This window comes from Pseudomonas sp. OG7 (assembly GCF_014192825.1).
GTDB classification, from domain to species: domain Bacteria; phylum Pseudomonadota; class Gammaproteobacteria; order Pseudomonadales; family Pseudomonadaceae; genus Aquipseudomonas; species Aquipseudomonas monteilii.
In genome coordinates, this window is the sequence record NZ_JACHYK010000010.1 from 271,508 (window position 1) to 296,556 (window position 25,049).

The window sequence follows — 25,049 nt, forward strand, 5'->3', positions numbered from 1 at the left end:
TGCAAGAGTGGTATTGGTTCGGCGGCAAGCTCTGTCCTTAGAGTATTCGCCCTCAGAACAACAAGGACCACCTCCATGCGCCTACGCACACTGCCTTGCCTGCTGGCCCTGGCCCTGCCCTTCGCGGCGCTGGCCGACGGGCCGGCCAAGGATGCCACCGACCTCACCCGCCAGATCAATCAGCAATGGTTGCAGCGCCTGCCCTTCGCTGACCGCAGCGACTTCGACAATGCGCGCCGCGGGCTGCTCGAGGCCGTCGACAAGGCTGTGGTCAATGCCGACGGTAAAACCGTCTGGGACCTGCAGCGCTACGCCTTCCTGAAGGGTGAGGCACCGGCCACGGTCAACCCGAGCCTGTGGCGCATCGCCCAGCTCAACACCCTTGCCGGGTTGTTCAAGGTGACCGACCGCATCTACCAGGTGCGCGGCCTGGACCTGGCCAACATGACCTTGATCGAAGGCGAGCACGGCCTGATCGTGATGGACCCGCTGCTGTCGGTGGAAACCGCCAGAGCCGGATTGGCGATGTATTTCCGTCATCGCCCGCAGCGGCCGGTAGTGGCGGTGATCTATACCCACCCCCACGTCGATCACTTCGGCGGGGTGCGTGGGGTGATTGACGAGGCCGAGGTCAAGGCCGGCAAGGTCCAGGTCATCGCCCCGCAGGGCTTTTTCGAACATGCCATCAGCGAGAACGTGTTGGCCGGGCCGGCAATGAAGCGCCGGGCGCAATACATGTACGGCGCGCCGCTGCCACGCGGCCCACGCGGCCAGGTGGATGCCGGCCTGGGCAAGGGTGTGCCGGCCAATGCCACGGTAAGCCTGATCGCCCCCACCCGGCTGATCGAACAGCCCTTCGAGACCCTGCGCATCGACGGCATCGATATCGAGTTCCAGCTCACCCCTGGCACCGAAGCGCCCGCTGAAATGAACCTGTGGTTCCCCCAGTTCAAGGCCCTGTGCATGGCCGAGAACGCCTCCCACGTGCAGCACAACGTGCTGACCCTGCGCGGCGCCCAGGTGCGCGATGCCAAGGTGTGGGCGCACTACCTGGACCAGTCGCTGTTGCGCTATGGCGAGCAGGCCGAAGTGGTGTTCGCCCAGCATCACTGGCCGACCTGGGGCGGCGCGGCGATCCGTGACTACCTGGCCGATCAGCGCGACATGTACGCGTTCATCGACAGCCAGACCCTGCGCCTGATCAACCGCGGCCTCGGCCCCACCGAGATCGCCGCCGAGCTGACCACGTTGCCGCCAAGGCTGGCCAGCAAATGGTACAGCCGCGACTACTACGGCTCGCTCAGCCACAACGTGCGCGCGGTGTATCAGCGCTACATGGGCTTTTACGATGGCAACCCGGCAACTCTCAACCCCTTGCCGCCGAGCGAGGCAGGGGCACATTACGTCAAGGCCATGGGCGGCGCCGAGCGGGTGCTGACACTGGCGCGTGAGGCCTATGCCAGCGGCGACTACCGCTGGGTTGCCGAACTCACCCGGCACCTGGTGTTCGCCCAGCCCGACAACGGCGCGGCACGTGAGCTGCAGGCCGACGCCCTGGAGCAATTGGGCTACCAGAGCGAGAACGCCACCTGGCGCAACGCGTACCTGACCGGCGCGCAAGAGCTGCGCAATGGTGTGGCGCCGGCCGCCAGCAAAGGCGGCAGCGCGGACGACCTGGTACGCGCCCTGACCCCGACGCTGTTCTTCGATTACCTGGGCGTACGCGTGGATGCCGCCAAGGCCGCCGAGCAGGACCTGACCATCAACTGGCGCTTCACCGACCTGAACGAAGACTACGCCCTGACCCTGCGCAACGGTGTGCTCACTCACCGCGACCACACCCGCCATAGGCAGGCGGATGTCGAGGTGAACATGAGCAAGGCTACCCTGGACCGCATCGCCCTGAAGCAGACAGGCTTTCTCAAGGAAGCGACCGTAGGTGATATCGATATCAGTGGCGAGCGCATGAAGTTCATGCGCTTCATGGCTGGCCTGGACGAGCCGGATGGGCGCTTCAATATCGTCACACCCTGAATCACCAATAGCGCCGCCCTAAAGCGAGCGGCGCAACCACACGCCCAGCACCAGGCCCGCCACCCCGAAGGCACAGAGCAGCACGCTCCAGGCGGCCGCCTGGCCCTGCTCGTGGTGCAGCATGCCCAGGCCACGGCGGTACACACCGCGTTCGCGCGCCCGGCCAAGCAGCGCCAACAGCGCCGCCAGGCCGGCCACAATCCACATTTCGCCACGCCAGGCAAGGCACGCTACCAACAGCAACGACACCTGCGTGCGCCGCCAGGCCAGCACCGTACGTTCGGCCTGCAGCCCGCTGTCGCCGGCGCTATCCGCCATGCCAACGCGCCCATAGCACGCCGACCAGCGCCACGCAGGCAAGCCCGCACGCCACGCTCAGCAGGGGCACCAGGCGCGGCAAGGGCAGCGGCGCCTCGCGGCGCAGCGCACGCTCCACCGCCAACCAGCGCCAGCCGGCGCCCAGGCTCACCAGCAAGCTGGTAGCCAGCAACGCCAGCTCCATTGCCAGGCGCCCGGACGTATCCCAGGCATGGGCGGCGAAGGTCTCAATGGCGATGGCGCCGCCGAGCAAGGCCAGGGCGGTGCGGATCCAGGCCAGAAACGTACGCTCATTGGCCAGGGTGAAACGCGGGTCGGGCGCCTTGCCTTGCCCAAGCAACCAGCGCTCCCAAAGGGTTTGACGGTGATCGGAATTCATAGAAGCCCTGTGTCAACGCAGGCCTTGGCTGCGCAATGCGCCGGGTGAGAAGTAGGAAGCACTGGTACGCACGTCGAAAGCGTACGGCCTTGGCTGCTCGTTGGTCAGGCCCGACAGCTGGTAACGGCCACTGCGCAGGTCGTAGATCGCCTCCATGGCGTTGACCAACGCCTGACCGGTGACGTGGTAGTAGCTGTGGGCCTGGGCGGTGCGCCACAGCTTGCCCTGGTGATCGAAGAAATCCGCCTCGACGATGGCCCAGCTGTCCTCGTCAAGATAGTAGCGGCGACTGCCGTAGATATGCTTCGCCCCAGGCTTGAGGGTACCCACCACCTCCCACACCCGGTGCAGCTCGTAGCGGGTGGATTGCGGGTTGACGTGGCCGGGCCCGACCAGCGCGGAGTAACCTAGCAGGGGCGACGCCAGGCGATAGCTGTTGTAGGGCACGTGCAAGGCCTTCTTGCCCACCAGGGTCCACTGGTAGAGATCCGGGGCCCCGTTGAACATGTCGCGGCTGTCGGCCGTGCGCAGGCCCGCCGTGCCCGGGGTGATGCTGTCATAGGCCAGCGCCGGGGCACGCCGTACCCGCCGCTGACTGCTGCTGTACAGCCACGAAAGGCGCGGCTGCGCCACCTGATCGAGAGTTTCGTGAAGCACCACGGCATCGCCCGCCAGGCGCGAGGGGGCGGTCATGCGGTAGCTCAGGTAATACAGCACGTTGCCCGTCCGGCCATCTCCCAGTACGTCGGGGCGGGCGAAGTTCTGTTGCAGGCTCATCATCATGAAGCGCCCATCACCACGCGGGGTGATGCTGTCCGAGGCCAGGCTGTAGCTGCCGTTGCGTGGCCGGGTGAGGTGGTTCCACAGCACCTGCAGGCCATTGTCGGGCCTGGGGAATGCGACCACGCCGGCAAATCCCTCCACACCGTTGCCGTCATTGACCAGCCGGGCACTGGTAGCATTGTGCCGGGCCCACTCGCCTACTTGGGCTGGCACCGCGACACTGCGGTGCGAGGGGTATACCGGCAGACGAAACGACTTCGGGTAGCGCTGGAGCAAGGCCACCTGCCCCGCCGTCAGCTGCTCTCGGTACTGGCTGAAGTTGCTGGCAGTGATCACATACAGCGGCTGCTCATCGGCGTACGGGTCCAGGGGTGTGCCATTGATTGCCAGCGACACCTGCCCCGCCTGCAGGCCACCGTTCCATGTCGGAATGCGGCCGTCGCCGCTGGGCCCGCGGTCGGCCCCCACCGGCGTCAGGTCTTGAAGCAGCGGCTTGGCTTCCACGTGTGCTGCCAGCAGGCTGGCGGTGACGAGCAGGATGCTGCGTAGCAGGGCGACAGGTTTCATCGGGCTTGGCCTCTTGTTGTTGTGTTGTCCTGGCCGGGCTTGCCTTGGCCCGCCCTTTCGGGGTGATACTAGGAGCCGCGCTTCGGACCCCACAAATAACGTGTTCGGATACGTGCCATAACAGTTCGGCATACCCTTGGAACCGCTCCAATGACCCTGAAACAGCTCCGCTACCTAATCGCCATCGTCGAAGCCGGCAGCTTCTCTTCGGCGTCTCGCCGCGCCTACATTGCTCAACCGGCACTGAGCAGGCAGATCAGCCTGCTGGAAAGTGAACTGGAAATGCAGTTACTGGACCGCCAGCACGATGGCATTGCCCTGACCGATGCCGGGCGCCAGCTCTACGAGGTGGCCCGGCAGGTGGTGCAGAAACTCGACTCGGTGAAGGACGAGCTGAAATCCAGCCGCGGCGACCCCAAGGGCCACGTGGCCATTTCCATCCCGGCCACCGCGGCCGACCTGCTGCTGCCGGAAATCGTCAGGCGCGCCGAACAGCGTTTCCCGGGCGTGACCCTGACGGTGTGGGACGGCCTCAGCCGCGAAGGAGGCCAGGCCATCGAGCTGGGTAAGGTGGACTTCGGCGTGGTACCCAATGCCGAGGAACTCGACCATGTCGAGGCCGAGCCGATCTTCACCGAGGCGCTGTACTGGGTCGGCGCATCAGCCCCTGGCACCCCCGACACCATCACCCTCGCAGAAGCCGCCGCCACCCGCCTGGTGCTACCGCCCAGGGCGCTGCACCTGCGCCGGCGCATCGAGCAAGCCGCCATGGAAGCCGCCGTCCCACTGACCGCAGCCTACGAACAGCAATCAGCGCCCGGCATCGCCAGCCTGGTGCGCGCCGGCCTGGCGGCGACCATCAGCAACTGGCCGCCGCTGAGCGTACTGCTCGAACCCACGGCGGCGCGGCGCATCGTCGAACCGCGCATCAGCCGCACCATCGCCTTGGCGCACTCCCAGCACAAACCCCTGTCGTTCGCTGCCGGTTGCCTGCGCGACCTGGTGCGCAGCGTGCTGATCGACCTGGTCAACAGCGGCCGCTGGCGGGGCGAGCTGATCGGCAAGGAGGCCGAGCCTCTGGAGTCGGTGCTCGGCGTTCAGCTGGCGGTCTGAGCGCGCGCCTGCCCGCCAGCTGCAGCCGACTCGCGCAGGCGCTGCTGGGTGCGCTGCGGGTTCATGGTGGCCAGGCCCACCAGCCCGGCTACCACCAGCACCGCGCCGCACACCAGGAAGCCCTGGGCATACCCCGCCGGGTGTTCGCTACCCGCACCTTGTACCAGCAAGCCGGTCACCACCGGCGCTGCCAGCCCGGCCAGCGAGGCGATGCCGTTGCCCATGGCGAGGATGCCGCCGCGCTGGGCCGCCGGGGTGAACTCGGCGAGCATTGCCGGGCCCACGGAATACATGACCAAGGCCATGCCACCACTGAAGGTCAGCGCGGTAACCCTTGCGGCCGTGCTCAGGCCAGGCAGCATCAGCGACGCCGACAACAGCCCGCCCAGTATCAAACAGATTGAAACAAATACGCCGCGAGCCACCCGTGACGGCAGGCCACGACGCATCAGGCGCTGGGAGAACCACGCCAGCAGCAAGCTCAGCGGCGTGGTCACGACGACGAACATGACGAAGATCCGCCCGGTCTGCAGCGGGTCGATACCCAGGCCCACTTGCAGGTAACTGGGCACCCAGGTCAGGGTAAGGGCCAGCGACCAGTTGGCGGCGAAGTGGCACAGGTAGTTGCCCAGCACGCTGGGGTCACCCAGCAGCCTGCGATAGGGAATAGCCGGCTCATCGGCCTTGAGCTGGCTGGCACGCAGGCGCTCGAGGGTGCCCTCCTGGCCCAGCCGCCACCACAACAGGCACCAGACCAGGCCGATCAGCGCAAGGATGATGAAATTGGTGCGCCAGCCGTAATGCAGGCTGACCCAGGGGATCATCGCCCCCGCCACCAGCAGGCCCATGGCACTGCCGGCATGCAGCAGGGCCACCGGCAGGTTGCGCCGGTCGTTGGGGAACCACTTGTACAGCGCATGGGTGGCGACCGGCGATGCCGGCCCCTCACCGATGCCCAGCAGAACCCGGCAGGCGACGATGGCCCACAGTGAGGTGGCAAACAACATCGGCAACTGGATCAGCGCCCAGAACAGGCCCATGCCCAGCAGCAAAGTGCGGGTGGGGCGCCGGTTGGCCATGAATCCACCGACCACGGCGGAGATCGCGAAAAACCAATGCAAGGCGCCGCCGATCAGGCCGAACTCGGTGGCCGTCAGGCCCAGTTCGGCGCTCATCGGCACCGCTACCAGGCCGATCACCACCTTGTCGAGAAAGTTGACCAGCATCAGCAGGGCCAGCAGCGCGGCCACCAGCCAGGCGGTACGGGGGTTGGGCAGGGAAGAATCCGCAGTCATGGCGAGTACTCTTGTTATTGTTGTGGGGTGTTGCAAAAAGGCCGCCGCAAGGGCGGCCCGTCTTTCAGGCAGGCATCAGTACGCCTTTGGCGATGGTGTTGCGCTGGATCTCGCTGGTGCCGGTAAGGATACGCATCATCCGCGTGGCGCGGAAAATCCACTCCACCGGGTGGCCCTGCAGCAACCCGGCGCCGCCGTGCACCTGCACCGCTTTGTCGGCGATGCGGAAGGCAGCCTCGGAGACGAACAGCTTGCACATCGGCGCCTGGGTGCGGATATCGCCCCCTGCGTCGTTCACCTGGGCCGTGGCGTAGACCATGCTGCGCGCGGCGTGCAGCTCGGTGGCCATGTCGGCGATCATGTGGTTGACCGCCTGGAACATGGCGATCGGCTGGCCGAACTGCTTGCGGCTTCGTGCATGCTCGATCGACAGTTTCAGCGCCAGGCCGGCCATCCCCAGCAGGGTCGGGCAATGCAGCAGGCGGTTGAGGGTGATGCGCCCCATGGCCAGTTTGAACCCCTGCCCCTCTTCACCGATCAGGTTGGCTGCGGGCACGCGCACCTGGTCAAGCACGATGTCGCCGTGGGCACCGCCACCGGACATCACCGAATAATCGCTGTCGATTCGCACACCCGGGGCGTTGAGGTCGACGAAGAACGCCGAAATGCCCTGGGCGCCCTTCCTCGGCCCGGTCACCGCCAGCAGCACCGCCAGGTCGGCGTAGGTGGCGCCAGAGATGTAACGCTTGCTGCCGCTGAGCACATAGTGGTCGCCGTCGCGGCGGGCCTGGGTAGAAATGGCGGTGGCATCGGAGCCGGCCTCGGCTTCGGTCAAGGCAAAGCACACGGCCTTTTCAGCGCGGCACACTGGCTTGAGAAAAGTCTCGACCTGGTAGGGGCTGGCCACCTTGAACAGGTGGCCAACCCGCGGCGGCCCCGACAGCTCGCCCAACACGTGTGAGGCGAGCATGGAGCCTGTCAGCACCGTAGCCTCCTTCACCGCGCACAAGTCGGCCACGTTCAGGCCGGCCCCGCCCATGCTTTCGGGCAGCATGACGGTGTACAGGCCCTGCTCGCTGGAAAGCTTCCATACCTGCCGCAGCACCGGCTGGGGGTGCGGGCGAGCCCAGTCCAGCTGTGCCTGCTGTTCCAGCGGGCGTACCTGATCGCGGACGAAACCCTCGATCGCTTCGATAATCTGCGCAGCCTTTGCACTGGGTTGATACATGGTGATGCTCCCTGGTCAGATACGACGTTCGCTGTGTTGCCAGTAGATGTCCCGGACCAGGCGGCGTACCACCTTGCCATTGGGGTTTTTCGGCAGTTCGCTGACAAAGTCGACGCCGCGCGGCTTCTTGAAACCGGCCAGCGCACGGCCGCAACGCTCGATCAGCTCGGCGGCCTCCAGTTGCGCCTCGGGCTTGAGCACGACCACTGCGCGCACCGCTTCGCCCCACTGCGAGTCGGGCACGCCGACCACCGCCACCTCGAACACTTCGGGGAAGCCGTAGATCACCTGCTCCACTTCGCTGGGGTACACGTTGAAACCGCCGGAGATGATCATTTCCTTCTTGCGATCGACGATGAACACGTACCCCTGGGCGTCGACCGTCGCCAGGTCGCCGGTAAGGTAATAACCGTCGCGCATCACTTCTGCGGTGAGCGCCGGGGCGCGCCAGTAGCCCTGCATCACGTCGGGGCCCTTGACCACGATCTCGCCGACTTCACCCGGGACCACATCCTCGAACGCCTCGTTGACCACTCGCAGGTCGGTCTCGAAGTAGCACCGCCCGCAGGAGGCCAGGCGCCGATAATCGCCGTCTTCCACCAGGTGGTCCTGCTCGGTCAGTACAGTGACCAGCGAACAGGTTTCACCGGCGCCGTAACCTTGCGCGAGAATCGGCCCGAACAGTTCGATGGCCATTTTCACCAGGGCCGGTGCCATGGGCGCGGCGCCGTACATGACCAGCTTCAGGCTGGACAGGTCGAAGCGTTCAACGCCGGGGTAATTGACCAGGCGGTTGATCATCGCCGGCACCAGGAACAGCCGCGTCACCCGTTCGCGTTGGATGGTCTCCAGCAATAGGCGGTCGTCATAACGGTCGAGCAGCAGGTTGCAAGCGCCCACCGCCAGCAGCGGCATGATCTGCATACCGCTGGCATGGGTGATGGGCCCCACGTGGGCCATGACGTCGCCTGGCGCGGAGCGCCGTGTGGGGCTGGCAATGCTCTTGCGCACCAGCGCCTTGCGGTTGCCGAACGACAGCATCGCAGCCTTGAGCACGCCGGAGCTGCCGGACGTGTAATGCAGCACGGCCAGCGCATCGTCGGCCGGGTCCAGGCCCAGCGGTGCCTCACTGCCGCGCTCGAGCAACGCTGCATAACCTAGATCACCGCCCTCGCCTTCCAGCGCGATCAGCTGGCGCAGCAGCGGCAACTCCCTACGCCTCGCTGCCAGCGCCTGGGCAAAACTGGCATCGGTTATTAGTGCAGCGCTGCAGGAGTCTTCCAGCACACGCACCACTTCATCCACTGACAGCCGCGCATTGATCGGCACCTTCACCATCGCCGCCTTGTACAGCGCCACTTCCGCTTCGACCAGCTCCACGCGGTTGGCGGCGAGAATCGCCACATGCTCGCCGACACCCACGCCCAGCGTACCCAGCGCTGAGGCCAAGCGGTTGCTGCGGCGCTCCAGCTGGGCGTATGTGACGCGCGTCTGGCTGTCCGCCACGGCGATGTGGTTCGGCCAGTAGCGGGCACTTCGGGTAATGATCGTTCCAAGGTTCACGTTGTTGTTCTCGTCGACAGGAAGACATCGACGATGCTAATCAGCTGTGCGCGTGCAGATGAAATACAAGTTTCAGATGTAGGCCATAACTTTATTGGCTAGCGTAAGGCCTAGACATGCTGGGGCTGGCGATCGGTTGGGATATGGCAGTCATCGTTTGTGGCAGCGTCGTTTCATGAGAGAGCGATTTCGACCAATAACGGATACCCCTCAACGCTCTGTAGTCAGTGCCGGCCTTCAGATGTCCGCTATGGGGCGAAAGCTGACAGTCGCAGAGTGACCGATATCGACCCAAAGCGGTCATGCCGAACGGCATCCTCAGGCCATGAGCAGTCTTCATTCATGGCTGCTTTATATTTAGACGGGTCTAATAATTCGTATAATTTGAATCGCCCCTGGTTTCCTAGATCCCTCCAGGTCTCATTAAAAGGCTTGGAGGTGTCTAGGACACCAGGGGCGATTCAGGGTGCCCAACCGCTCACATCGGGATAATGAGTTCAATCTAAAAAACCAGTACAAGCGCACCAATTAGCAAACACACACTTGCGACTATGGTTAAACGTACTCGCATAGGCCAGTACCACCCAGGCAAAATATTGACCAATTTACGATCTTGCCAAAGATGCCCAATGAAACCACAAGCTAATACCAAGCAGCCCCATGACACAGGTAACAACATGCTAACCCAACCGATGAGGGCTGGAATAACACTCCACACGAGCCTCTCCTGTCGTCCATTTGCAGACAATCCCTGTAACGTCATAGCGAAACCCCAATGCAAGGCCCCGACAAAACTCAGTATCACAGCCCCATAGCCAACCAAAGCAACAGATAGAAAATCTCGGTAATCAGTCGCTAAACAAATCAGCAGTGCCACACCAACGAACGGCAGCAAGCCACTATAACCCAGGACTTTAAAACGATTTGAAGATAACGTATTGAAAACTGCACTCATGGGCACGTTCTTCCTATGCGGCTAGGGATCATATTTCAGGTATGTCGCCCAATGAGGTTGAGGAATTCGTGCCGGGTAGTCGGGGAGTCTCGGAACTCACCCAGCATTACCGATGAAATCATCACTGAGTTCTGCTTTTCTACACCTCGCATCATCATGCACATGTGCTTGGCCTCGATAACGACGCCAACACCTGCCGCATCAGTCACTTCCTGCATGGCACACGCAATCTGTCTAGTCAAATTCTCTTGAATCTGCAAACGGCGGGCAAACATATCGACTACGCGCGCCACTTTGGAAAGCCCTAATACTCGTCCTGTTGGCAGGTAGGCGACATGCGCTTTCCCAATAAACGGCAACATGTGATGCTCGCACAATGAGTACAACTCAATATCGCGAACGACCACCATCTCATCATTCTGACTTTCGAACAAAGCGCCATTGACTAGCTCAGCTAGGCTCTGGGTATAGCCATTGCATAGATATTGCATCGCTTTGGCAGCACGTTGGGGGGTATCCAAGAGCCCTTCTCGCTGCGGGTTTTCACCAACGCCAACAAGGATTTCACGATAATGCTCGGCTAGCGAATGTGACATTTGGATTCCTCACCTTTGCAACGTTGCCTACCCTCGGGATGGGGTAACCAGGCCAAACTTGGCCTCAAACGACAGAACAACCTGTACAGAACTGAAAGCAAAGGACGTAGCGGACGCCAAGCCAGTGGAGCGGCCCACATCCCAACACCGGCAGCACGCCAGCTCCAAAGGGTAGCGTCCAAGCCTGTTACCCAATGATCGTTCGCGAACCTTGCGTGCAAGCACGATCTCATTTGCTCAATCGACAGGCCAAGAGGTATGGGATCGAAGTCATCGCCATCGATATCGATCAGGATGAGCTTTGCTGCAGTTGAACGGCTGCGCAGGAAGGCAACCTCCCTGGCGCACAATGGGCAGGCACCGTCAAAATAAAGGGTCAAAGGCCACTGGCAATACATGTACAACACCTCAATTTTGTACAGGTTTTGTATAAGTTAGCGGAACCCGCGAAATTAGCAATGGCCGTGATGAGGGATCACCTAGTAAAGCGCCCACTCACTGGAGGCTGGTGGGTTCAGCAGCTTCAGGCGGATGACGGGCTCCGGCTAGAGACGTCAAGCCATAGCCGGGATCGAAGGTAGTTAGGTGAATCCGCGACGTGCGGAATCAACAAGACGGTAAAGCAGATGCAGGGCATCGAACTCGCCGACTTCGTCAATTTCTACCTGTCCCGCAAGCACCGCGATGAGAAAGGGAAAGGTTGCACCCTAGCGGCACTGGGCGGAGACGCCGCTCGACAGTTCGATGACATCAAAGCAGCTTACGAGGCTGGGATTGAAAAGTTGCTGGAGGTTTTACAGGGCGAGGATGACGAACCGAAAGCAAGTCGTGCGGAAATCATCGACACCTTCGCACACGCCCTCGGTGCCTTGATTCTGTCTCGCGCTTGTCCGGACGACTCACCACTTGCTGATGAAGTGCTCAGCGTGTGCCATGAGCAGATCATGGCCAAATTGACGCCCTGAGGCAGGCCCATCCATTCCCCATGAGCGTCACTGCTCAAGCATGAGTCCTTTCCACTTGAAAGGTGGGTGCCCTGGTATGGAGATCAAGCCCCCCGCATCTGCGGCGTTCTCGGCCACTTCCCTCGGCGCATAGGCGGAAGCATAAACCGGCGGTTTCTGACCGTTGAGCTGGCCTATCCGGGGTTGCCGCCCCGACCCCATGCAGACACTCGCAGAGCGAAGGCTGCGACAAGACCGGCGTGTCTTGCCGCAGCCCCTGTGTCGATGTCGGCGCTCGCAGTCAGCTTGCTGCATGGGGGAGCGGCGTCAAGCCACTCTCTTTGATCGCAGCGTCGGCTTCTGGCGATGCCAGGTAGTCGAGGAGCGCCTGGGCTGCGGCATGATGCTGACTCTTACTGACAACAGCGCCCGAATACATGGTCATTTTCTGCGCTTCAGCCGGGATCAGACCGACGATGTCGATACCCTTTACTGGCTTAAGCTCACTTAGCTGTTGAAAGCCGATCTGTGCTTGGCCGCGAGCGATCACAGCACCGACAGGCTCGGCAGGTATCATGTGAGCCTTAGACTCGAACTGGTCACCAAGCTGCATGCGAGGGAACAGAGTCTTGGAAAGGTATACCCCGCTTGCGCTGTCGGAGTATGCGACAGAGTTGCTATTTTGCAGCACCGTGCGCAATGTCTGCATGGTGCTTATGTCCGGCTTCGGTTCACCTTTTCGAACGGCCATGGCAATGAAGGATTTTCCGAGATCTATTCGACTGGTTTTGTCGGCTTGACCGCTGGCGACCAAGTTGTCGAGGGCGGAACCTACCATCAGTACGACATCCGCCTGCTCACCACGAGCTAATCTGTTTGGAACGGCCTGCGGGGTTTCCCCCATCGAAGGAGCGGCAAGAACTTCCAGCTTCACACCATATTTCTTCTCATATACTGGCGCCACTTCCCGGATAGCGCCCATGATGCCGCCGGAGCTCAGAACGGTCAGCGTCTGCTCACCGCCGCGTACCGCGTCAGCAGCCGAGCAGACGAATGAAGTGGTTAGGAGGGTGGCACAGAGCAGCACGCGCAGCATTGGAGTTTCTCCACATGTAAAGGCGCAGAATCCTACCGGTCCGAAGCAAAACTTCTGATTAATCAACAATTAAGAATATTTTACTTTTTACCCGCAAATGACATCTACGGGTCGACAGCAGTGAATCGTGGGGTCGCCCACGGGCAAGAACAGCCCGCAAAAGAAATCGGAATATCTATGATGCCCGGCAGCTGCCTGCTGCTGCCGTGGATTCCTTCGTTCGGCGGGGTGGCCCTAACCCAGACGGTCTTTGCGATAGCAGGTTCGCTGTTCGCTCCGGCGATTGCCGCTATCTCGCTCGGCATCGCAGGCCCGGAAGCCTTCACTCCGCCTCAGGCCTCTTAGCGAAAACGCTCCGATTATCTGATCGTATCAACAACTGGAACGAAAGTATCAGTTGGGACATCCTGACAGGGCGCGAACTTTGGAAAGTACCGTGCGCTACGTCCAGGACGCCTTGCCCAATCGTCATGTTCACAGTTCTGAAAACCTTGCGGGGAGATAACAAACGGGGTTTGAAAGAACACGTAATTCTGTCGGACATTCCAGCAACTTCGGTGTTATATTATTCCACATGAACCAGTTGGTTACTTCCTGACCGTCTGGTTAGTTAAAGCGTGTCAGCGCTCAACTTGGTCTTTAGGGAAAAAGGCGTGTGAATTGACGTGAAGCGTGACATCCACCTCGTTGTGCTACTGCTATCGGTCATCGGTTGCTCTCTCGCCTCGTTGACGCTGTGGAAAGTCATGGCCTCTCGCGAGCGCGCCCTGGAAGATGCCAATATCCATGGCCTTAACCTGACCCAGGCACTGTCCACCTACTCGGAAGGTATCATCCGCCAGAGCTCGATTCTGTTGCTTGGCCTGGTCGAGCGCCTGGAAACCGAGGGCGTCGCACCTGCGCAGATCGAACGGTTGGATCAACTGGTCAAGCGCCAGCAACCATTAATGCCGCAGATGAGCGGCATTATGATTTACGCCAAGGACGGGCGCTGGCTGATGTCGTCCAACCGGCCGACCCCCGTCGGCGCCAACAGTAGCGACCGAGCCTTTTTCATCCACCACCGTGACGACCCATCCCGCGACCCTTTCATCGGCCTGCCAATCCTTAGCCGCGTCAACCAGGAATGGGTAATCACCATCAGCCGGCGGTTCAACGATGACCACGGCGAATTCGCCGGCGTTGTCGCCATGACGCTTGGCGTGGAGAACTTCCTACAGCTTTTTGGCAAACTGGATGTCGGCCATGACGGTGCCATCGGGCTGGCCTATACCGACGGTTCCATGCTGGTGCGCTATCCGTTTCGGGAACAGGATATGGGGCGCAACTTTTCGAAGTCGCCCATTTTTACCAAGTATCTCGTTGACCATTCAGCGGGCACTGCATCGTTCACCTCCAGCCTGGACGGCGTGGAGCGCCTCTATGCGTTTCGCAAGAGCGACAAGCTACCCCTGGTGACAACGGTCGCGCTGGGCAAGCAGGAAGCACTCTCGGCCTGGCGGCTCGAGGCGCTGCTGTCGTCGCTGGTGGTCGCGGCGCTGCTGGCGCTGACCGGGGCCATTGGCTGGCTACTGATTCGCGCCATGAGCCGGCGAAGCGCGGTCGAAAGCGAGCTTCGACTGACCCAACAGCAGCTGCTTGAGAGCAACCAACAGCTCGAAAGCCTGGCGATGCACGATTCGCTGACGGGGCTTGCCAACAGGCGCTGCTTTGACGAAGCGTTGACCCAGGAGATCCGCATGGCCCATCGAAGCGGGACCCCGCTGGCTTTGCTGATGATCGACATCGACCACTTCAAACGCTACAACGACACCTATGGGCATCCGGCTGGCGACTCCTGCCTGCAGCAGATGGCTTACCTGCTCTCTTCCTGCATCCGCCGCCCTCGCGACCTGCTAGCGCGCTACGGGGGTGAAGAAATGGCCGTTATCCTGCCCGATACCGACATCGACGGAGCGGCCGTCGTCGCCAGGCTGATGCTCGAGCGCTTGGCCTTGCAACCTATCCCTCACGAAGGCAGCCCTTTCGGGCATATGACTGCCAGTATCGGCATCGCCTGCTCCGATGGAACAGCCCTCGACAGCCCGCAATCGCTAATTGAACGCGCCGACCAGGCGCTCTATATCGCCAAGCAAGCTGGCCGCAATCGCCTGCATGTCGATCGGGCGAATGTATTAAACCAATGACAAGGAATGTATTGATGCAATCTCATTTCGGCAAAGGCGTCCTCTTTGCACTCTGCGCCGCAGCACTGAATGCAACGATCGGCGTACTCAGCAAAGTGTTGATGAACAGTGGATTCAGCTCCAGCAGCATCGCCCTGATAAAAACAGTCCTCGGCTGCCTGTTGCTATCGGCATTGCTACTGTTTCTCAAGCGCCCGCTGCATACCGCCAAGTGGATACATGCCGCCGTTTGCGCATTTCTCGGCATTTTTGTGTTGTTCCACTTTGAAACCTCGGCCTATAGCCATTATGCCGCGGCAGGCGTCGTGGTGATTCTGATGGCAAGCGCCTCCATTTCTTCGATTTTGCTGGGACGGATAGTCCTCAAGGACCCGATCACCGCCAACGCGACGGTAGGCGCCGGTTTGACAATAGCCGGCATTGCCGTGATTTTTGGCGCGGACCTGGAACAAGGCTTCACCCTGCAAGGTGCGGTGCTCGCTGCGATCGGAGGCTGCGGTTATGGCGCATTTTCGGTTGCCATGAAGCGCATGGGCGTTTCCGGGGGGCTGCATTTCACTCGCCAACTGTTGTTTTTCGGCAGTCTTTATCTGCTGATGCCGGCTGCAACCGATGGATTCATCATCGGAGAGCTTTCATTGGCGGCAGTCATGGCATTGCTGGCTCTGGCTGCGTTGCCGACCATCCTCGGCTTCTTCTGTACCACCAAGGCCATCGAGTACCTGAAACCCTCGCAAGTCCAGGCGCTGGAGCTAACCGAACCACTGTTTGCCGCACTGCTGGCGTTCGTGGTGCTCAATGAAGTACCGCGGGACACGTTGTACCTGGGGGCCGGGCTGATTCTCTTCGGCCTGTGCTTCTCCAATGAGCTGATCCGACTGGGCAAGAAAGCGCCACAGCCGTCCCAAGCATGAAACGCGTGCGAGCAAGCACCTTAAGACGTGCCTGCTCGCACGGCCGCATTACCAAATCGCGATATCGTAAGTCAGGTAGATCCGGTTGCTGTCGCGCCCTCGGGAAAAGTCAGAGCGGTAGACGTAGTTGCGAAGCTTCACACCCAGACCTTTCACAGGCCCGGATTGCACCACGTAGGCGAGCTCCATGTCACGCTCCCATTCGCTGAGCCCGGCATCAGCCGAGCGACCGTTGTCCCCGCTGAGGTAGCGCGCCATGAAGGTCAGCCCGGGGACACCGGCCGCCGCAAAGTTGTAGGCATAGCTCGCCATCCAGGTTTTTTCTTCCTCCTCGATGAACTTGCCGATGCCAACGTTGCTGAACGAGTAGACCGTTGCGCCGCTGATGTACGGCAACCCAGCCTCGCCGTCGAGTATCTGGTAGCCGGCGCCGAAAGTGTGCCCGGAATGAGCGTACGAAAGCTGCCCACTGAACATGTCGTTGTCGATCTGACCACCATGAGCGGCCCCGCTGTCGCGGCTCTTGAAATAGCGCAAGTCGGTGGTCAACACACCGCCGGCCAACGGCAAGTCGTGGACCAGGCCTAAGTAGTCCTGACGATAGAAGTGTTCGAGCTGGCCGTGGAAATAGCTCACGCGTAGCTGCTTGCTGATGGCATAGTCGGCCCCGCCAAAACTGAAATCGCCAGACTCGCCGCCACTGTAACCATCCAGGAACAGGCCGGTGCTATCGGAGGAGTCGCGCTGCTTGAAGCGGTCCAGATGTCCGGCGGTCAGGGTCAGGCCATCGACATCGGTACTGGTCAGCTGCGTGCCTTGATAGGTCTGCGGCAACAACCGCGCATCGTTGTAGACCAGCACCGGCGTCTTTGGCAGCAAGGTGCCATGCTTGAGCACGGTCTGCCCCAGTCGCGCCTTGGCCGTCACCCCGGCACTGGCGAACTCGTCAGCAGCACGGCCATCGTCATGAACCGGCAGCAAGCCCGTACCGCTGCGGCCGCGGCCCGAATCGAGCCGCACGCCTACGAGCCCCAGGGCATCGATCCCCAGCCCCAGCGTGCCTTGAGTGAACCCTGACTGATAGTCGAGCAGAAACCCTTGTGCCCATTCCACCCGCTCGCTCTTTGCATTTGCAGCAGCGCGGGCGCTCATGCCTTGTTCGTCGCGGAAGTTTTCGTTGAAGTAAACGTTGCGCAGCTGCAGCTTGAGCTTGCTGTCGTCGATGAATCCGGCGGCACCGGCCACAGGAAGCCAGCCGCACAGCAGGCCACAAGTGGCCCCACGGAAAACAGTTCGGGACATGTTCGATACTCTGTTGTTGTTCTTGGATGAGGTTGGGCGCCAACGGCGCCCTGGACAGATCAGACGAAGAAGGACAAGGCACCCGTGACCAAGGCCAGTGCGGTGATGACCAGCGATGTCAGCACCGCCCATTTCACCGTGGCCTTCTGGAAGTCGCCGATGTCGCGATCGACCATGCCCACCAACAGCAAGGTCGATGCTACCAGCGGGCTCATCAGGTGCACTGGCTGCCCAAGCACCGAGGCGCGGGCGATTTCAACCGGGTCAATGCCATAGGCGGCCGCAGCGTTGGCAAGGATCGGCACCACGCCAAAGTAGTAGGCGTCATTGGACAGTACGAAGGTCAGTGGCATGCTGGTCAGCGCCACAACCAGGGGGAACCAGTGGCTCCAGGCCTCGGGAATCCAGTCGACCAGGGTCTGCGCCAGAGCATCGACCATCTTGGTGCCCGAGAAGATCCCCGCAAAGATGCCGGCGGCGAATACCAGCAGTACCACGGTCATGGCGTTGCCCGAGTGGGCGAGGATGCGCTCCTTCTGCAGCTCCAGCTGCGGGTAGTTGATCATCAGCGCAGCGACGAAACCGATCATGAACAACAGGGCGGAGTGCATGACACCCATCACCAGAGCCGTCATGACGGCAATCACCAGCACAAGGTTCACATAGGCCAAGCGTGGGCGCTTGTGTGGGTTGTCACCGAGGATTTCCTTGATATAGCAGTTGCCGCCCCCTGACTCCAGGGCGATGTTGCCGATGCGTCGCCGCTCGGCACGGCCCAGCAGGAATGCGGTGAACACCACCCATACCGCACCGCCGATAACGGTCGGCAGCATCGGGATGAAATATTCGGTGGCATCCAGCCCGAGCGCGGCAATGGCCCGGGTCGCCGGCCCACCCCAGGGGCTCATGCCACTCATGATGCTCAGCGAGAGCATGGACACCGTTGCCAGGATCATCGGGTTCATGCCAATGCGCTTGTACAGTGGCAGCATGGCTGCGCAGGTAATCATGTAGGTGGTGGTGCCGTCACCATCGAGCGCGACCAGCAGCGACAGCAGCGCGGTACCGATGGCGATCTTGACCGGGTCGCCATTGACACGCTTGAGGATCTTGCGGATTAGCGGGTCGAACAGGCCAGCATCGATCATCAAACCGAAGAACAGGATGGCGAACAGCAACAGGGCCGCTGAAGGCGCCACCATTTTCAAGCCATCGAGCATCATCTTGCCCAGTTCGGGGGCAAATCCACCGATCACTGCGAAGACAATGGGTACTACAGTGAGCGCAACGATTGGCGACAGGCGTTTGCTCATGATCAGGTAGGTGAAGGTCACCACCATGATCAGGCCCAGGAGTGCGAGCATGGTCTTTTCTCTTGTTTTTATTCTGTTACGGCCATCGGCAAGGCAGATGGCCCCTACCCCACTCGGCATCGCAGTGATGCTGAGTGGGATTCTAAGTCAACAATGGGAGGGTAAGAGGCTTTTCAGCCGTGATGCCGGGGCTCCGCAGACCAGTCGGACTGCGTAATATCCGCCTCGTCCGATGTGGCAGGAATGCCGTTCAGGCGGCGTAGCAAGGTTTCCCGTTCACAGGCATTCTCAGACAGTGAGATGACCACGGTGGCCACGGCGTTGCTGGCCAGGCTGGTCAGGGCACGCGCCTCGGACATGAAGCGATCGATGCCGATCAGCAAGGCAAGCCCTGCAAGCGGGATGTCGTGAATGACGGTCAAGGTCGAGGCCAGCGCAACGAAACCGCTACCGGTCACACCCGCGGCGCCTTTTGACGACAACAGCATGATCGCCAGCATCGTCACCGTCTGCCCGAGGCTCAGATCAATGTTGCAGGCTTGGGCGATGAACACCGCCGCCAAAGAAAGGTAGATGGCGGTACCGTCGAGGTTGAAGGAATAGCCGGTTGGCAGCACCAATCCGACCACGCCTTTTTTGCAGCCAAGCTTCTCCAGTTTCTCCAGCATGCGCGGCAGCACGGGCTCGGTGGACGAAGTGCCGAGCACCACCAGGAACTCCTCGCGGAAATAGCGCAGCAGCTTCCACAGGCTGAAACCATGGGCGCGGCAGATGCCGCCAAGCACCACCAGCACGAAAAACGCACAGGCTATGTAGAGCGTACCGACCAGCTTGGCCAGTGCGCCAAGGGACGTCACACCGTACTGACCGACGGTGAAGGCCAGCGCACCGAAGGCACCGACCGGGGCGAAGCGCATCAGGTAGCCGAAAATGCGGAACACCATGGTCGAGGCGGACTCCAGCACATCGAGTACCGGCTTGCCCTTCTCGCCCATGGACGACAAGGCAAAACCGCTGAGCACCGCGATGAACAGCACCGGCAACACTTCACCCTTGTTGAACGCACCGATGAATGTGTCGGGAATGATGTGCATGAAGAAGTCGACAACGCTGAGCTTTGCTGCCGACGCGGCGTACTGGCCGAGCCCCGCAGTGCTGAGAGTGGCAGGGTCGATGTTCATGCCGACACCAGGGCGGAACAGGTATACCGCTGCCAGGCCGATCATCAGGCTGATGACGGTCAATACCAGGAACAGCAGCAAGGTTTTGCTCATCAAACGCCCCAGGGAGCGCTTGTCGGTCATCCCGGCAATACCGGTGACGATGGTGCAGAAAACCACCGGCGCGATCATCATCTTGATCAGCTTGATGAACGCATCACCCAGAGGCTTGAGCGCAACGGCCTGTTGCGCCCAGAAGTGACCGACCACCACGCCCAGCAGGACGGCGCAGAGGATCTGGAAGTACAGCGATTTGGCGAGTCTCATGTAGCATCACCCATTGTTGAAATTGTGCGGATGCGCTTGTTGCGAATATACAGGTCTGGGTTACCGCCTGGGCTTACCCCGCCAACCTGCGGAATGTTGGGGCGTAAACGAAGCCTGAGAAAAGCCGGCGGGCAGTTCGCACCACCGAGGCCTGAATCGTCTTGCCATCGACACCGCTGCGTGACAGTGCGACATCGATACCACCACTTGGGTGTTCCAGGCGCACCTCGACCAGTTGCTCGGCGCCCTCGCCCAGCAGTTCGCCGATAACTGTGCCAGGGCTGACGCAGGCAGTCGCCAGCCCTATCGCTCCGGTGATGGCCAGCGCGCGGTGGCAGTTGTGCGGCATGAAGTAGCGAACCTGCACCGTGCCGTCATAGCGGGGCTTGGACACCAGTACCGGCTTCGGGATGACCATACCGCTGACATCACCCAGGCCCATGGCCTTGCCGGCCTTTAGACGCAACGCCTCGAGGCGCTCGAGCAGACCGACGTTGGCATCGAGTTCGGCCGGGGTTTCCGAACCTGTGACACCCAGCTGGCTGGCCTCTACCAACATCATCGGCATGGCCATGTCGATGCAGGTGACCGGTACGCCATCGATCACATCCTTGGCCTTGCCAGTCGGGAAAAGCTTGCCAGTCTTGCTGCCGACCGCATCGAGGAAGGTCAGGTGCACCGGCGCGGCAGTGCCCGGTACGCCATCGATCGCCGTGCGGCCTTCGTAGCGCACGATGCCGCCTGGGGTCTCCACCAGCGAATTGACGAAAGTGCCGGTATTGAGGTTGCGAATACGTACCAGAGTTTTACCGTCCTGGCCTTTGACAAGACCTTGCTCGATGGCGAACGGGCCAACGGCACACAGCATGTTGCCGCAGTTGGGCGCGGTATCGACCCTGCGCTGGGCGACCATGACCTGCACGAACAGGTAGTCGACGTCGGCGTCGGCATGCAGCGAGGGGCTTACAATCGCTACCTTGCTGGTCTGCGGGCTACCGCCACCGATGCCGTCGATTTCCAGTTCATGCCCGGACCCCATCAGGTTGATCAGCAATTCGTCGCGTTCGACCACATTGGCAGGAAGGTCCCATGCATGGAAGAAGGGGCCCTTGGAGGTGCCACCGCGCATGAGTACGCAAGGAATTCGTTGCATGATTTCGCACTCTCGTTGATCAATGGACATCATTGATGCTGTGGACACAAGATTGACAGGGATATATAAATCATTCCAATGCAAATATCGTAGCCATTATTCCGCTTTAAGCATCAATAATGACCAGGGCCAAAGAGCGATTTCGAGATGGAATATGAACTGCAAGACATACGATCTTTCGTGAAAATCGCCGAACTCGGCAGCTTCCATGAAGCTGCGGAAGCATTGCACCTGTCGCAGCCCGCCCTGAGCCGGCGGATTAAAAAGCTCGAGGAAGGGCTGGGCACTTCGCTGCTGGAACGCACTACCCGTCGCGTCAGTCTTACCAGCGTCGGGCGTGACTTCCTGCCCAAGGCCAGGCGCCTGCTGGATGACTTCGAGGACTCGATCCTGAGCATTCGCGAACTCGCCGAACGACAGACCGGCCAGGTCACCCTCGCCTGCATCCCGACCGCGGCGTTCTATTTCCTGCCGTCGGTGATCCGCGATTACAACGAGCAATACCCCAAGATCCGCATTCGTCTGCTGGACCTCAGCGCCAACGACGGGCTTGAGGCCGTACTGCGGGGTGAAGCCGATTTCGGCATCAATATGATGAGCGGCCAGCACCCGGACATCGAGTTCGTCTCCCTGGTACAGGAGCATTTCGTCCTGGCCTGCCGCAGGGACCACAAGCTGGCGAACCGTGAGGCCGTCACCTGGACAGAACTGGCCGACTACCGCCTGATCGGCGTAGGCCGGCTTAGCGGTAATCGGATGCTGCTGGACCATGCCCTGTCCGGTCTCAACCTGCGGCCCAAGTGGTTCTATGAGGTTCAGCACCTGTCCACCTCGCTGGGCATGGTCGAAGCCGGGTTGGGCGTGTCGGCCATGCCCAGCCTGGCCATGCCTAACGCCGACCACCCTACGCTCGTCAGCGTGCCGCTGATCGAACCCCAGGTCACCCGCACCCTGGGATTGGTCTATCGCCGAGGGGCGTCGCTGTCGCCAGCTGCAGAGAAGTTCGTGTCGATCTTGCTGGACAAGTGGCCCAACCGGTGAGCGAAACGCCTTGCGTTTCGCGCGGCGCGGCACAGGGGAAAAAACGGCTGCGTCCATGGTTCACTCCCCTCCCAGGCCCAGTTCGTTGGGCCGGCGTTTCTCGATCGCGAACTTCAAGAGTGCCGCGCTGCGGAACAGGCCATGGGCGAACTTGCCGTAGGGCAACGTGACGAATAGCGCCATCACAGTGCCCAAATGGATCGCCAGCAGGATCGCCATCGCTGCGGTATCACGCAGGCCAAGCAACGCAAGGCCCGTGATGCTGACCAGCAGCAGAAGCAGGATGAACGCCCGGTCCATGGGCCGCTGGGCAACATCGCCCTGCTCCGGCGCCCTGCGCAGGTTCAGCGCCAACAGCCCGGCCGGCCCGACGATCAAGCCAATACCGCCGAGTGTTCCGAGCAACACCGGTGCACTCAGCAGCGGGTACGGCGCCTGCTGGCCCAGCAGGTAGTGATAGCCGGTGGCGACCACCGTGGCGGCAAAGCACAACATGAAGCCGTAGAAGGTGAAGTGATGGAAGCGCCGGCGCCAGAGCGTGAAGCGATCATCGGCATTGTTGCAACCTTGGCCATGTCCGCCGTCTAGGTATTTCAGGGTCAACGCTGCGCTTGATGCCTCGAACACTGCCCCTTTGGCCGGTTGCGCCAGCGCCTCGGCAGGCGAGACCGAGCGCCAGAAGCGTCGTACAGCCACCGCCAGGGCCAGCGCTGCAGCGGCAAAGACGCTACCGAACATCAGGGCCAGGGTATTGTGTGGGAAGACCGCATAGAAATTACCAGCCAACCGCCCGGGCAGCAGCGTGCCGTTGACGAACAAGGTCAGCAGCAGGAACAGCGACAAGGCTACGGCCAATGCACTGGCAACATAGGTGCCGTTGTGCGTGTAGAGCCGCCCGAAGAGAGCCGGCCACGCATACTCGGTGTATGTCTGGCCGCGCACCTTGGCCATCGCCTGGGGCACGTTTACCGCGAATTCGTGGGGCTGCGCGTACTGGCAGGCATGCAGGCAAGCGCCGCAGTTGTGGCACAGGTTGGCCAGGTAATGGATGTCGGCCTTGGCGAACTCCAGCCTGCGGGTCATTGCCGGGAAAACCGCGCAGAAGCCTTCGCAGTAACGGCAGGCGTTGCATATCCGCATTTGTCGGTCCACTTCCCGTTCCTCCAGGTTCAACACCGGGATCAGTTCGAAGGCTGACGGGGCGGCTTCAGGCTGGCGTGGTTCAGGCAGTTGCGCAGTCATGGCGTCTCTCTTTTTCTGGATGTTCATAACCCGCCGCCGCAGCGGCGCTGGTGCCGGCGATACGCCCGAAAGCAGTGCCGATGGACATGCCAACACCTGCGGTGTAGCCCTTGCCCAGTACATTGCCCGCCATCATCTCGCCGGCAACAAACAGGTTCGGGCTGGGACGCCCGTCGAAATGGACGGCGGCGGTTTCATCGGTGCGCAGCCCCAGGTAGGTGAAAGTCACGCCAGGGCGCAGCGGGTAGCCGTAGTAAGGAGGCGTATCGATCGGGCGCGCCCAGTGGCTTTTCACCGGTTCCAGGCCTACGGTGTGGCAGTCGTCCAGCTGGGTGTGGTCGAAAGTGCCCACCTGGCAGGCTCGGTTGTAGGCATGCACGGTTTCGATGAAGGCCTGCACAGGCAAACCGAGCAGGCCGGCCAACGCCTCCAGGCTATCGGCGGTGGCGCCCGGGAAAACCGGTGGCATGAAGCGCCCGAGGGCTTTCCGGTCGATGATCGAGAACCCGACCTGCCCTGGCTGATGCGCGACCAGGCGCCCCCAGATGGCATAGCGCTTGGGCCAGAAGTCCTCTCCTTCATCGTAGAAGCGCTGACCGTCGCGGTTGACCACCACGCCCAGCGACACACAATCGATGCGCGTGCAGATGCCGCCGTCGTATAGCGGTGCGCGGGCATCGATCGCCACCATGTGTGCCTGCGTCGGGTCGCCAATCGTGTCGGCGCCCAGTGCAATCATGCGGCGCAACAGCACCCCATCATTGAAGCGCGTGCCACGGATCAGAAAATTGTCCGAAGGCCACTCCCCTCGCTCGTTCTGCCCCCACGCCTCGCGCAACCATTGGCGGTTGGACTCGAAACCACCGGCAGCAAGCACACAGGTACGCGCCTCGATGCGCTCGGCAGGCAGGTGTCGCCCCTGAACCTCACGTGCCGGCACATGGGCAGCGACGAAGCGTCCGTCCTGCAGTTCGATGTCGGCTACTGGCGTGTCGTAGCGTATCTGTACGCCAAGGTTTTCAGCGCTGCGAAAGTAGGCATTGACCAGCGCCTTGCCGCCGCCCATGAAGAAGGCATTGGTCCGTGCGGTGTGCAGCGCACCAGACAATGAGGGCTGGAAATGCACGCCATGCCGGCGCATCCACCCGCGACAGCTGGAGGATGCGCGAATCACCAGGCGCGCAAGCTTTTCGTCGGTCTGGCCACCGGTGACCTTCAACAGGTCTTGCCAGAACTCCTCTTCCGGGTACGCCTCGAGCAGTACGTCCTGGGGGTCATCATGCATGCACCGCAGGTTACGCGTGTGTTGTGAGTTGCCACCACGCCAGGCGCGGGGTGCGGCCTCGAGCAGCAGCACGCTGGCTCCGGCCTCTCGCGCCATCAGCGCGGCACAGAGGGCGGCATTGCCCCCTCCGATGACTAGCACATCGATCATTTCGCCTCCAGATCACGAAGAGCCGAATGTTCGGCTGCTCCTCGTGACCGGGGACTTTAATGAGAGCCCGGGGTGTGCGAAACGCGATCGTCGGGGGGAGGTATT

At 61.5% G+C, this 25,049-nt stretch carries 22 protein-coding genes and 1 pseudogene; 7 read left to right on the forward strand and 16 right to left on the reverse strand.

From position 1 onward, the window contains the following. The first annotated feature begins 75 nt into the window (after positions 1-75). Positions 76-2,034 (forward strand): alkyl/aryl-sulfatase, encoded by a 1,959-nt coding sequence (locus FHW75_RS23760; RefSeq protein WP_183674775.1) that lies wholly within the window; start codon positions 76-78, stop codon positions 2,032-2,034. An 18-nt stretch (positions 2,035-2,052) separates the two neighbouring features. Here the strand turns inward: FHW75_RS23760 and FHW75_RS23765 are convergent, their stop codons facing one another. From FHW75_RS23765 to FHW75_RS23775, 3 genes are read right to left on the reverse strand one after another with little or no spacing between them, the layout of a single operon-like run. Further along, positions 2,053-2,352: a DUF202 domain-containing protein gene (locus FHW75_RS23765; protein WP_025754097.1), complete on the reverse strand. Its 300-nt coding sequence runs from the start codon at positions 2,350-2,352 to the stop codon at positions 2,053-2,055. After that, a complete protein-coding gene (locus FHW75_RS23770) occupies positions 2,342-2,731 on the reverse strand; it encodes a YidH family protein (RefSeq protein ID WP_025754096.1) in 390 nt (129 codons plus the stop codon). Before FHW75_RS23770 ends, FHW75_RS23765 begins: the two co-directional genes overlap by 11 nt. Before the next feature lie 12 nt (positions 2,732-2,743). Beyond that, positions 2,744-4,081 carry a DUF1329 domain-containing protein gene (locus tag FHW75_RS23775; protein ID WP_183674778.1) on the reverse strand — a complete coding sequence of 446 codons (1,338 nt, stop codon included), beginning with the start codon at positions 4,079-4,081 and terminating at the stop codon, positions 2,744-2,746. A 150-nt stretch (positions 4,082-4,231) separates the two neighbouring features. On the opposite strand from FHW75_RS23775, the gene FHW75_RS23780 reads away from it, so the two are divergent. Then, positions 4,232-5,194 carry a LysR family transcriptional regulator gene (locus tag FHW75_RS23780; RefSeq protein WP_025754094.1) on the forward strand — a complete coding sequence of 321 codons (963 nt, stop codon included), beginning with the start codon at positions 4,232-4,234 and terminating at the stop codon, positions 5,192-5,194. Here the strand turns inward: FHW75_RS23780 and FHW75_RS23785 are convergent. The 6 genes from FHW75_RS23785 to FHW75_RS23810 all read right to left on the reverse strand — a co-directional run bounded on the left by FHW75_RS23785 (position 5,179) and on the right by FHW75_RS23810 (position 11,229). Further along, positions 5,179-6,489, reverse strand: coding sequence for an MFS transporter (locus FHW75_RS23785; protein WP_033693705.1), 1,311 nt, complete (start codon positions 6,487-6,489; stop codon positions 5,179-5,181). The genes FHW75_RS23780 and FHW75_RS23785 overlap by 16 nt on opposite strands. Positions 6,490-6,553: 64 nt before the next feature. Next, entirely contained in the window at positions 6,554-7,717 is a 1,164-nt protein-coding gene (locus FHW75_RS23790) for an acyl-CoA dehydrogenase family protein (protein ID WP_019096393.1), read from the reverse strand. A 15-nt stretch (positions 7,718-7,732) separates the two neighbouring features. Next, complete coding sequence (locus FHW75_RS23795; RefSeq protein WP_183674781.1) at positions 7,733-9,280, reverse strand: AMP-binding protein; 1,548 nt, start codon at positions 9,278-9,280, stop codon at positions 7,733-7,735. Between the two features lie 502 nt (positions 9,281-9,782). Beyond that, a complete protein-coding gene (locus FHW75_RS23800; protein WP_080587332.1) occupies positions 9,783-10,235 on the reverse strand; it encodes a DUF3429 domain-containing protein in 453 nt (150 codons plus the stop codon). Between the two features lie 35 nt (positions 10,236-10,270). Next, positions 10,271-10,831, reverse strand: a complete 561-nt coding sequence (folE, locus tag FHW75_RS23805) for a GTP cyclohydrolase I FolE (protein ID WP_019096391.1) — start codon at positions 10,829-10,831, stop codon at positions 10,271-10,273. Next, positions 10,816-11,229: a thiol-disulfide oxidoreductase DCC family protein gene (locus FHW75_RS23810; RefSeq protein ID WP_081717289.1), complete on the reverse strand. Its 414-nt coding sequence runs from the start codon at positions 11,227-11,229 to the stop codon at positions 10,816-10,818. The genes folE and FHW75_RS23810 overlap by 16 nt, the downstream gene beginning before the upstream one ends. Positions 11,230-11,457: 228 nt before the next feature. Here FHW75_RS23810 and FHW75_RS23815 point away from each other — a divergent pair, with 228 nt between their 5' ends. Next, positions 11,458-11,796, forward strand: a complete 339-nt coding sequence (locus FHW75_RS23815) for a hypothetical protein (protein ID WP_025754979.1) — start codon at positions 11,458-11,460, stop codon at positions 11,794-11,796. Between the two features lie 280 nt (positions 11,797-12,076). On the opposite strand, the gene FHW75_RS23820 is transcribed toward FHW75_RS23815, so the two are convergent. Beyond that, positions 12,077-12,871 carry a substrate-binding domain-containing protein gene (locus FHW75_RS23820; protein ID WP_183674784.1) on the reverse strand — a complete coding sequence of 265 codons (795 nt, stop codon included), beginning with the start codon at positions 12,869-12,871 and terminating at the stop codon, positions 12,077-12,079. Between the two features lie 183 nt (positions 12,872-13,054). Here FHW75_RS23820 and FHW75_RS26925 point away from each other — a divergent pair. The 3 genes and pseudogenes from FHW75_RS26925 to FHW75_RS23830 all read left to right on the forward strand — a co-directional run. Beyond that, positions 13,055-13,198 (forward strand): annotated as a pseudogene (locus FHW75_RS26925) (MFS transporter); the annotation flags it as partial. Between the two features lie 338 nt (positions 13,199-13,536). Continuing rightward, positions 13,537-15,057, forward strand: coding sequence for a sensor domain-containing diguanylate cyclase (locus FHW75_RS23825; protein WP_025754978.1), 1,521 nt, complete (start codon positions 13,537-13,539; stop codon positions 15,055-15,057). A 14-nt stretch (positions 15,058-15,071) separates the two neighbouring features. Next, the gene (locus FHW75_RS23830) at positions 15,072-15,971 is read left to right on the forward strand and encodes a DMT family transporter (RefSeq protein WP_019096386.1); all 900 of its coding nucleotides are present in this window, start codon (positions 15,072-15,074) and stop codon (positions 15,969-15,971) included. Between the two features lie 48 nt (positions 15,972-16,019). On the opposite strand, the gene FHW75_RS23835 is transcribed toward FHW75_RS23830, so the two are convergent. The 4 genes from FHW75_RS23835 to FHW75_RS23850 form a co-directional block, all read right to left on the reverse strand. Further along, entirely contained in the window at positions 16,020-17,273 is a 1,254-nt protein-coding gene (locus FHW75_RS23835; protein WP_019096385.1) for an OprD family porin, read from the reverse strand. 59 nt (positions 17,274-17,332) lie between these two features. Continuing rightward, the gene (locus FHW75_RS23840; RefSeq protein ID WP_016714085.1) at positions 17,333-18,637 is read right to left on the reverse strand and encodes a CitMHS family transporter; all 1,305 of its coding nucleotides are present in this window, start codon (positions 18,635-18,637) and stop codon (positions 17,333-17,335) included. A gap of 122 nt (positions 18,638-18,759) precedes the next feature. Next, on the reverse strand, positions 18,760-20,073 hold the full coding sequence (gene dctA / locus FHW75_RS23845; RefSeq protein ID WP_025754976.1) for a C4-dicarboxylate transporter DctA: 1,314 nt from the start codon (positions 20,071-20,073) through the stop codon (positions 18,760-18,762). A gap of 73 nt (positions 20,074-20,146) precedes the next feature. Beyond that, the gene (locus tag FHW75_RS23850; protein ID WP_019096383.1) at positions 20,147-21,226 is read right to left on the reverse strand and encodes a 4-oxalomesaconate tautomerase; all 1,080 of its coding nucleotides are present in this window, start codon (positions 21,224-21,226) and stop codon (positions 20,147-20,149) included. 147 nt (positions 21,227-21,373) lie between these two features. Here FHW75_RS23850 and FHW75_RS23855 point away from each other — a divergent pair, with 147 nt between their 5' ends. Continuing rightward, positions 21,374-22,267 carry a LysR family transcriptional regulator gene (locus FHW75_RS23855; protein WP_016714082.1) on the forward strand — a complete coding sequence of 298 codons (894 nt, stop codon included), beginning with the start codon at positions 21,374-21,376 and terminating at the stop codon, positions 22,265-22,267. A 60-nt stretch (positions 22,268-22,327) separates the two neighbouring features. Here FHW75_RS23855 and tcuB read toward each other — a convergent pair whose 3' ends face one another. Together tcuB and tcuA are read right to left on the reverse strand one after the other, a co-directional pair. Continuing rightward, a complete protein-coding gene (tcuB, locus tag FHW75_RS23860; protein ID WP_019096382.1) occupies positions 22,328-23,509 on the reverse strand; it encodes a tricarballylate utilization 4Fe-4S protein TcuB in 1,182 nt (393 codons plus the stop codon). Continuing rightward, positions 23,490-24,944: an FAD-dependent tricarballylate dehydrogenase TcuA gene (gene tcuA, locus FHW75_RS23865; protein WP_025754975.1), complete on the reverse strand. Its 1,455-nt coding sequence runs from the start codon at positions 24,942-24,944 to the stop codon at positions 23,490-23,492. The genes tcuB and tcuA overlap by 20 nt, the downstream gene beginning before the upstream one ends. Positions 24,945-25,049: the final 105 nt, after the last annotated feature.

What these genes read in the sequence shown, in the direction of transcription:
- FHW75_RS23775 (WP_183674778.1), bottom strand. Translation starts at nt 4,081, where the DNA reads ATGAAACCTGTCGCCCTGCTACGCAGCATCCTGCTCGTCACCGCCAGC.
- tcuA (WP_025754975.1), bottom strand. Translation starts at nt 24,944, where the DNA reads ATGATCGATGTGCTAGTCATCGGAGGGGGCAATGCCGCCCTCTGTGCC.
- FHW75_RS23815 (WP_025754979.1), top strand. Translation starts at nt 11,458, where the DNA reads ATGCAGGGCATCGAACTCGCCGACTTCGTCAATTTCTACCTGTCCCGC.
- FHW75_RS23760 (WP_183674775.1), top strand. Translation starts at nt 76, where the DNA reads ATGCGCCTACGCACACTGCCTTGCCTGCTGGCCCTGGCCCTGCCCTTC.
- FHW75_RS23790 (WP_019096393.1), bottom strand. Translation starts at nt 7,717, where the DNA reads ATGTATCAACCCAGTGCAAAGGCTGCGCAGATTATCGAAGCGATCGAG.
- FHW75_RS23835 (WP_019096385.1), bottom strand. Translation starts at nt 17,273, where the DNA reads ATGTCCCGAACTGTTTTCCGTGGGGCCACTTGTGGCCTGCTGTGCGGC.
- FHW75_RS23855 (WP_016714082.1), top strand. Translation starts at nt 21,374, where the DNA reads ATGGAATATGAACTGCAAGACATACGATCTTTCGTGAAAATCGCCGAA.
- dctA (WP_025754976.1), bottom strand. Translation starts at nt 20,073, where the DNA reads ATGAGACTCGCCAAATCGCTGTACTTCCAGATCCTCTGCGCCGTCCTG.
- FHW75_RS23800 (WP_080587332.1), bottom strand. Translation starts at nt 10,235, where the DNA reads ATGAGTGCAGTTTTCAATACGTTATCTTCAAATCGTTTTAAAGTCCTG.
- FHW75_RS23780 (WP_025754094.1), top strand. Translation starts at nt 4,232, where the DNA reads ATGACCCTGAAACAGCTCCGCTACCTAATCGCCATCGTCGAAGCCGGC.
- FHW75_RS23850 (WP_019096383.1), bottom strand. Translation starts at nt 21,226, where the DNA reads ATGCAACGAATTCCTTGCGTACTCATGCGCGGTGGCACCTCCAAGGGC.
- tcuB (WP_019096382.1), bottom strand. Translation starts at nt 23,509, where the DNA reads ATGACTGCGCAACTGCCTGAACCACGCCAGCCTGAAGCCGCCCCGTCA.
- FHW75_RS23785 (WP_033693705.1), bottom strand. Translation starts at nt 6,489, where the DNA reads ATGACTGCGGATTCTTCCCTGCCCAACCCCCGTACCGCCTGGCTGGTG.
- FHW75_RS23770 (WP_025754096.1), bottom strand. Translation starts at nt 2,731, where the DNA reads ATGAATTCCGATCACCGTCAAACCCTTTGGGAGCGCTGGTTGCTTGGG.
- FHW75_RS23840 (WP_016714085.1), bottom strand. Translation starts at nt 18,637, where the DNA reads ATGCTCGCACTCCTGGGCCTGATCATGGTGGTGACCTTCACCTACCTG.
- FHW75_RS23830 (WP_019096386.1), top strand. Translation starts at nt 15,072, where the DNA reads ATGCAATCTCATTTCGGCAAAGGCGTCCTCTTTGCACTCTGCGCCGCA.
- FHW75_RS23765 (WP_025754097.1), bottom strand. Translation starts at nt 2,352, where the DNA reads ATGGCGGATAGCGCCGGCGACAGCGGGCTGCAGGCCGAACGTACGGTG.
- FHW75_RS23820 (WP_183674784.1), bottom strand. Translation starts at nt 12,871, where the DNA reads ATGCTGCGCGTGCTGCTCTGTGCCACCCTCCTAACCACTTCATTCGTC.
- FHW75_RS23810 (WP_081717289.1), bottom strand. Translation starts at nt 11,229, where the DNA reads ATGTATTGCCAGTGGCCTTTGACCCTTTATTTTGACGGTGCCTGCCCA.
- folE (WP_019096391.1), bottom strand. Translation starts at nt 10,831, where the DNA reads ATGTCACATTCGCTAGCCGAGCATTATCGTGAAATCCTTGTTGGCGTT.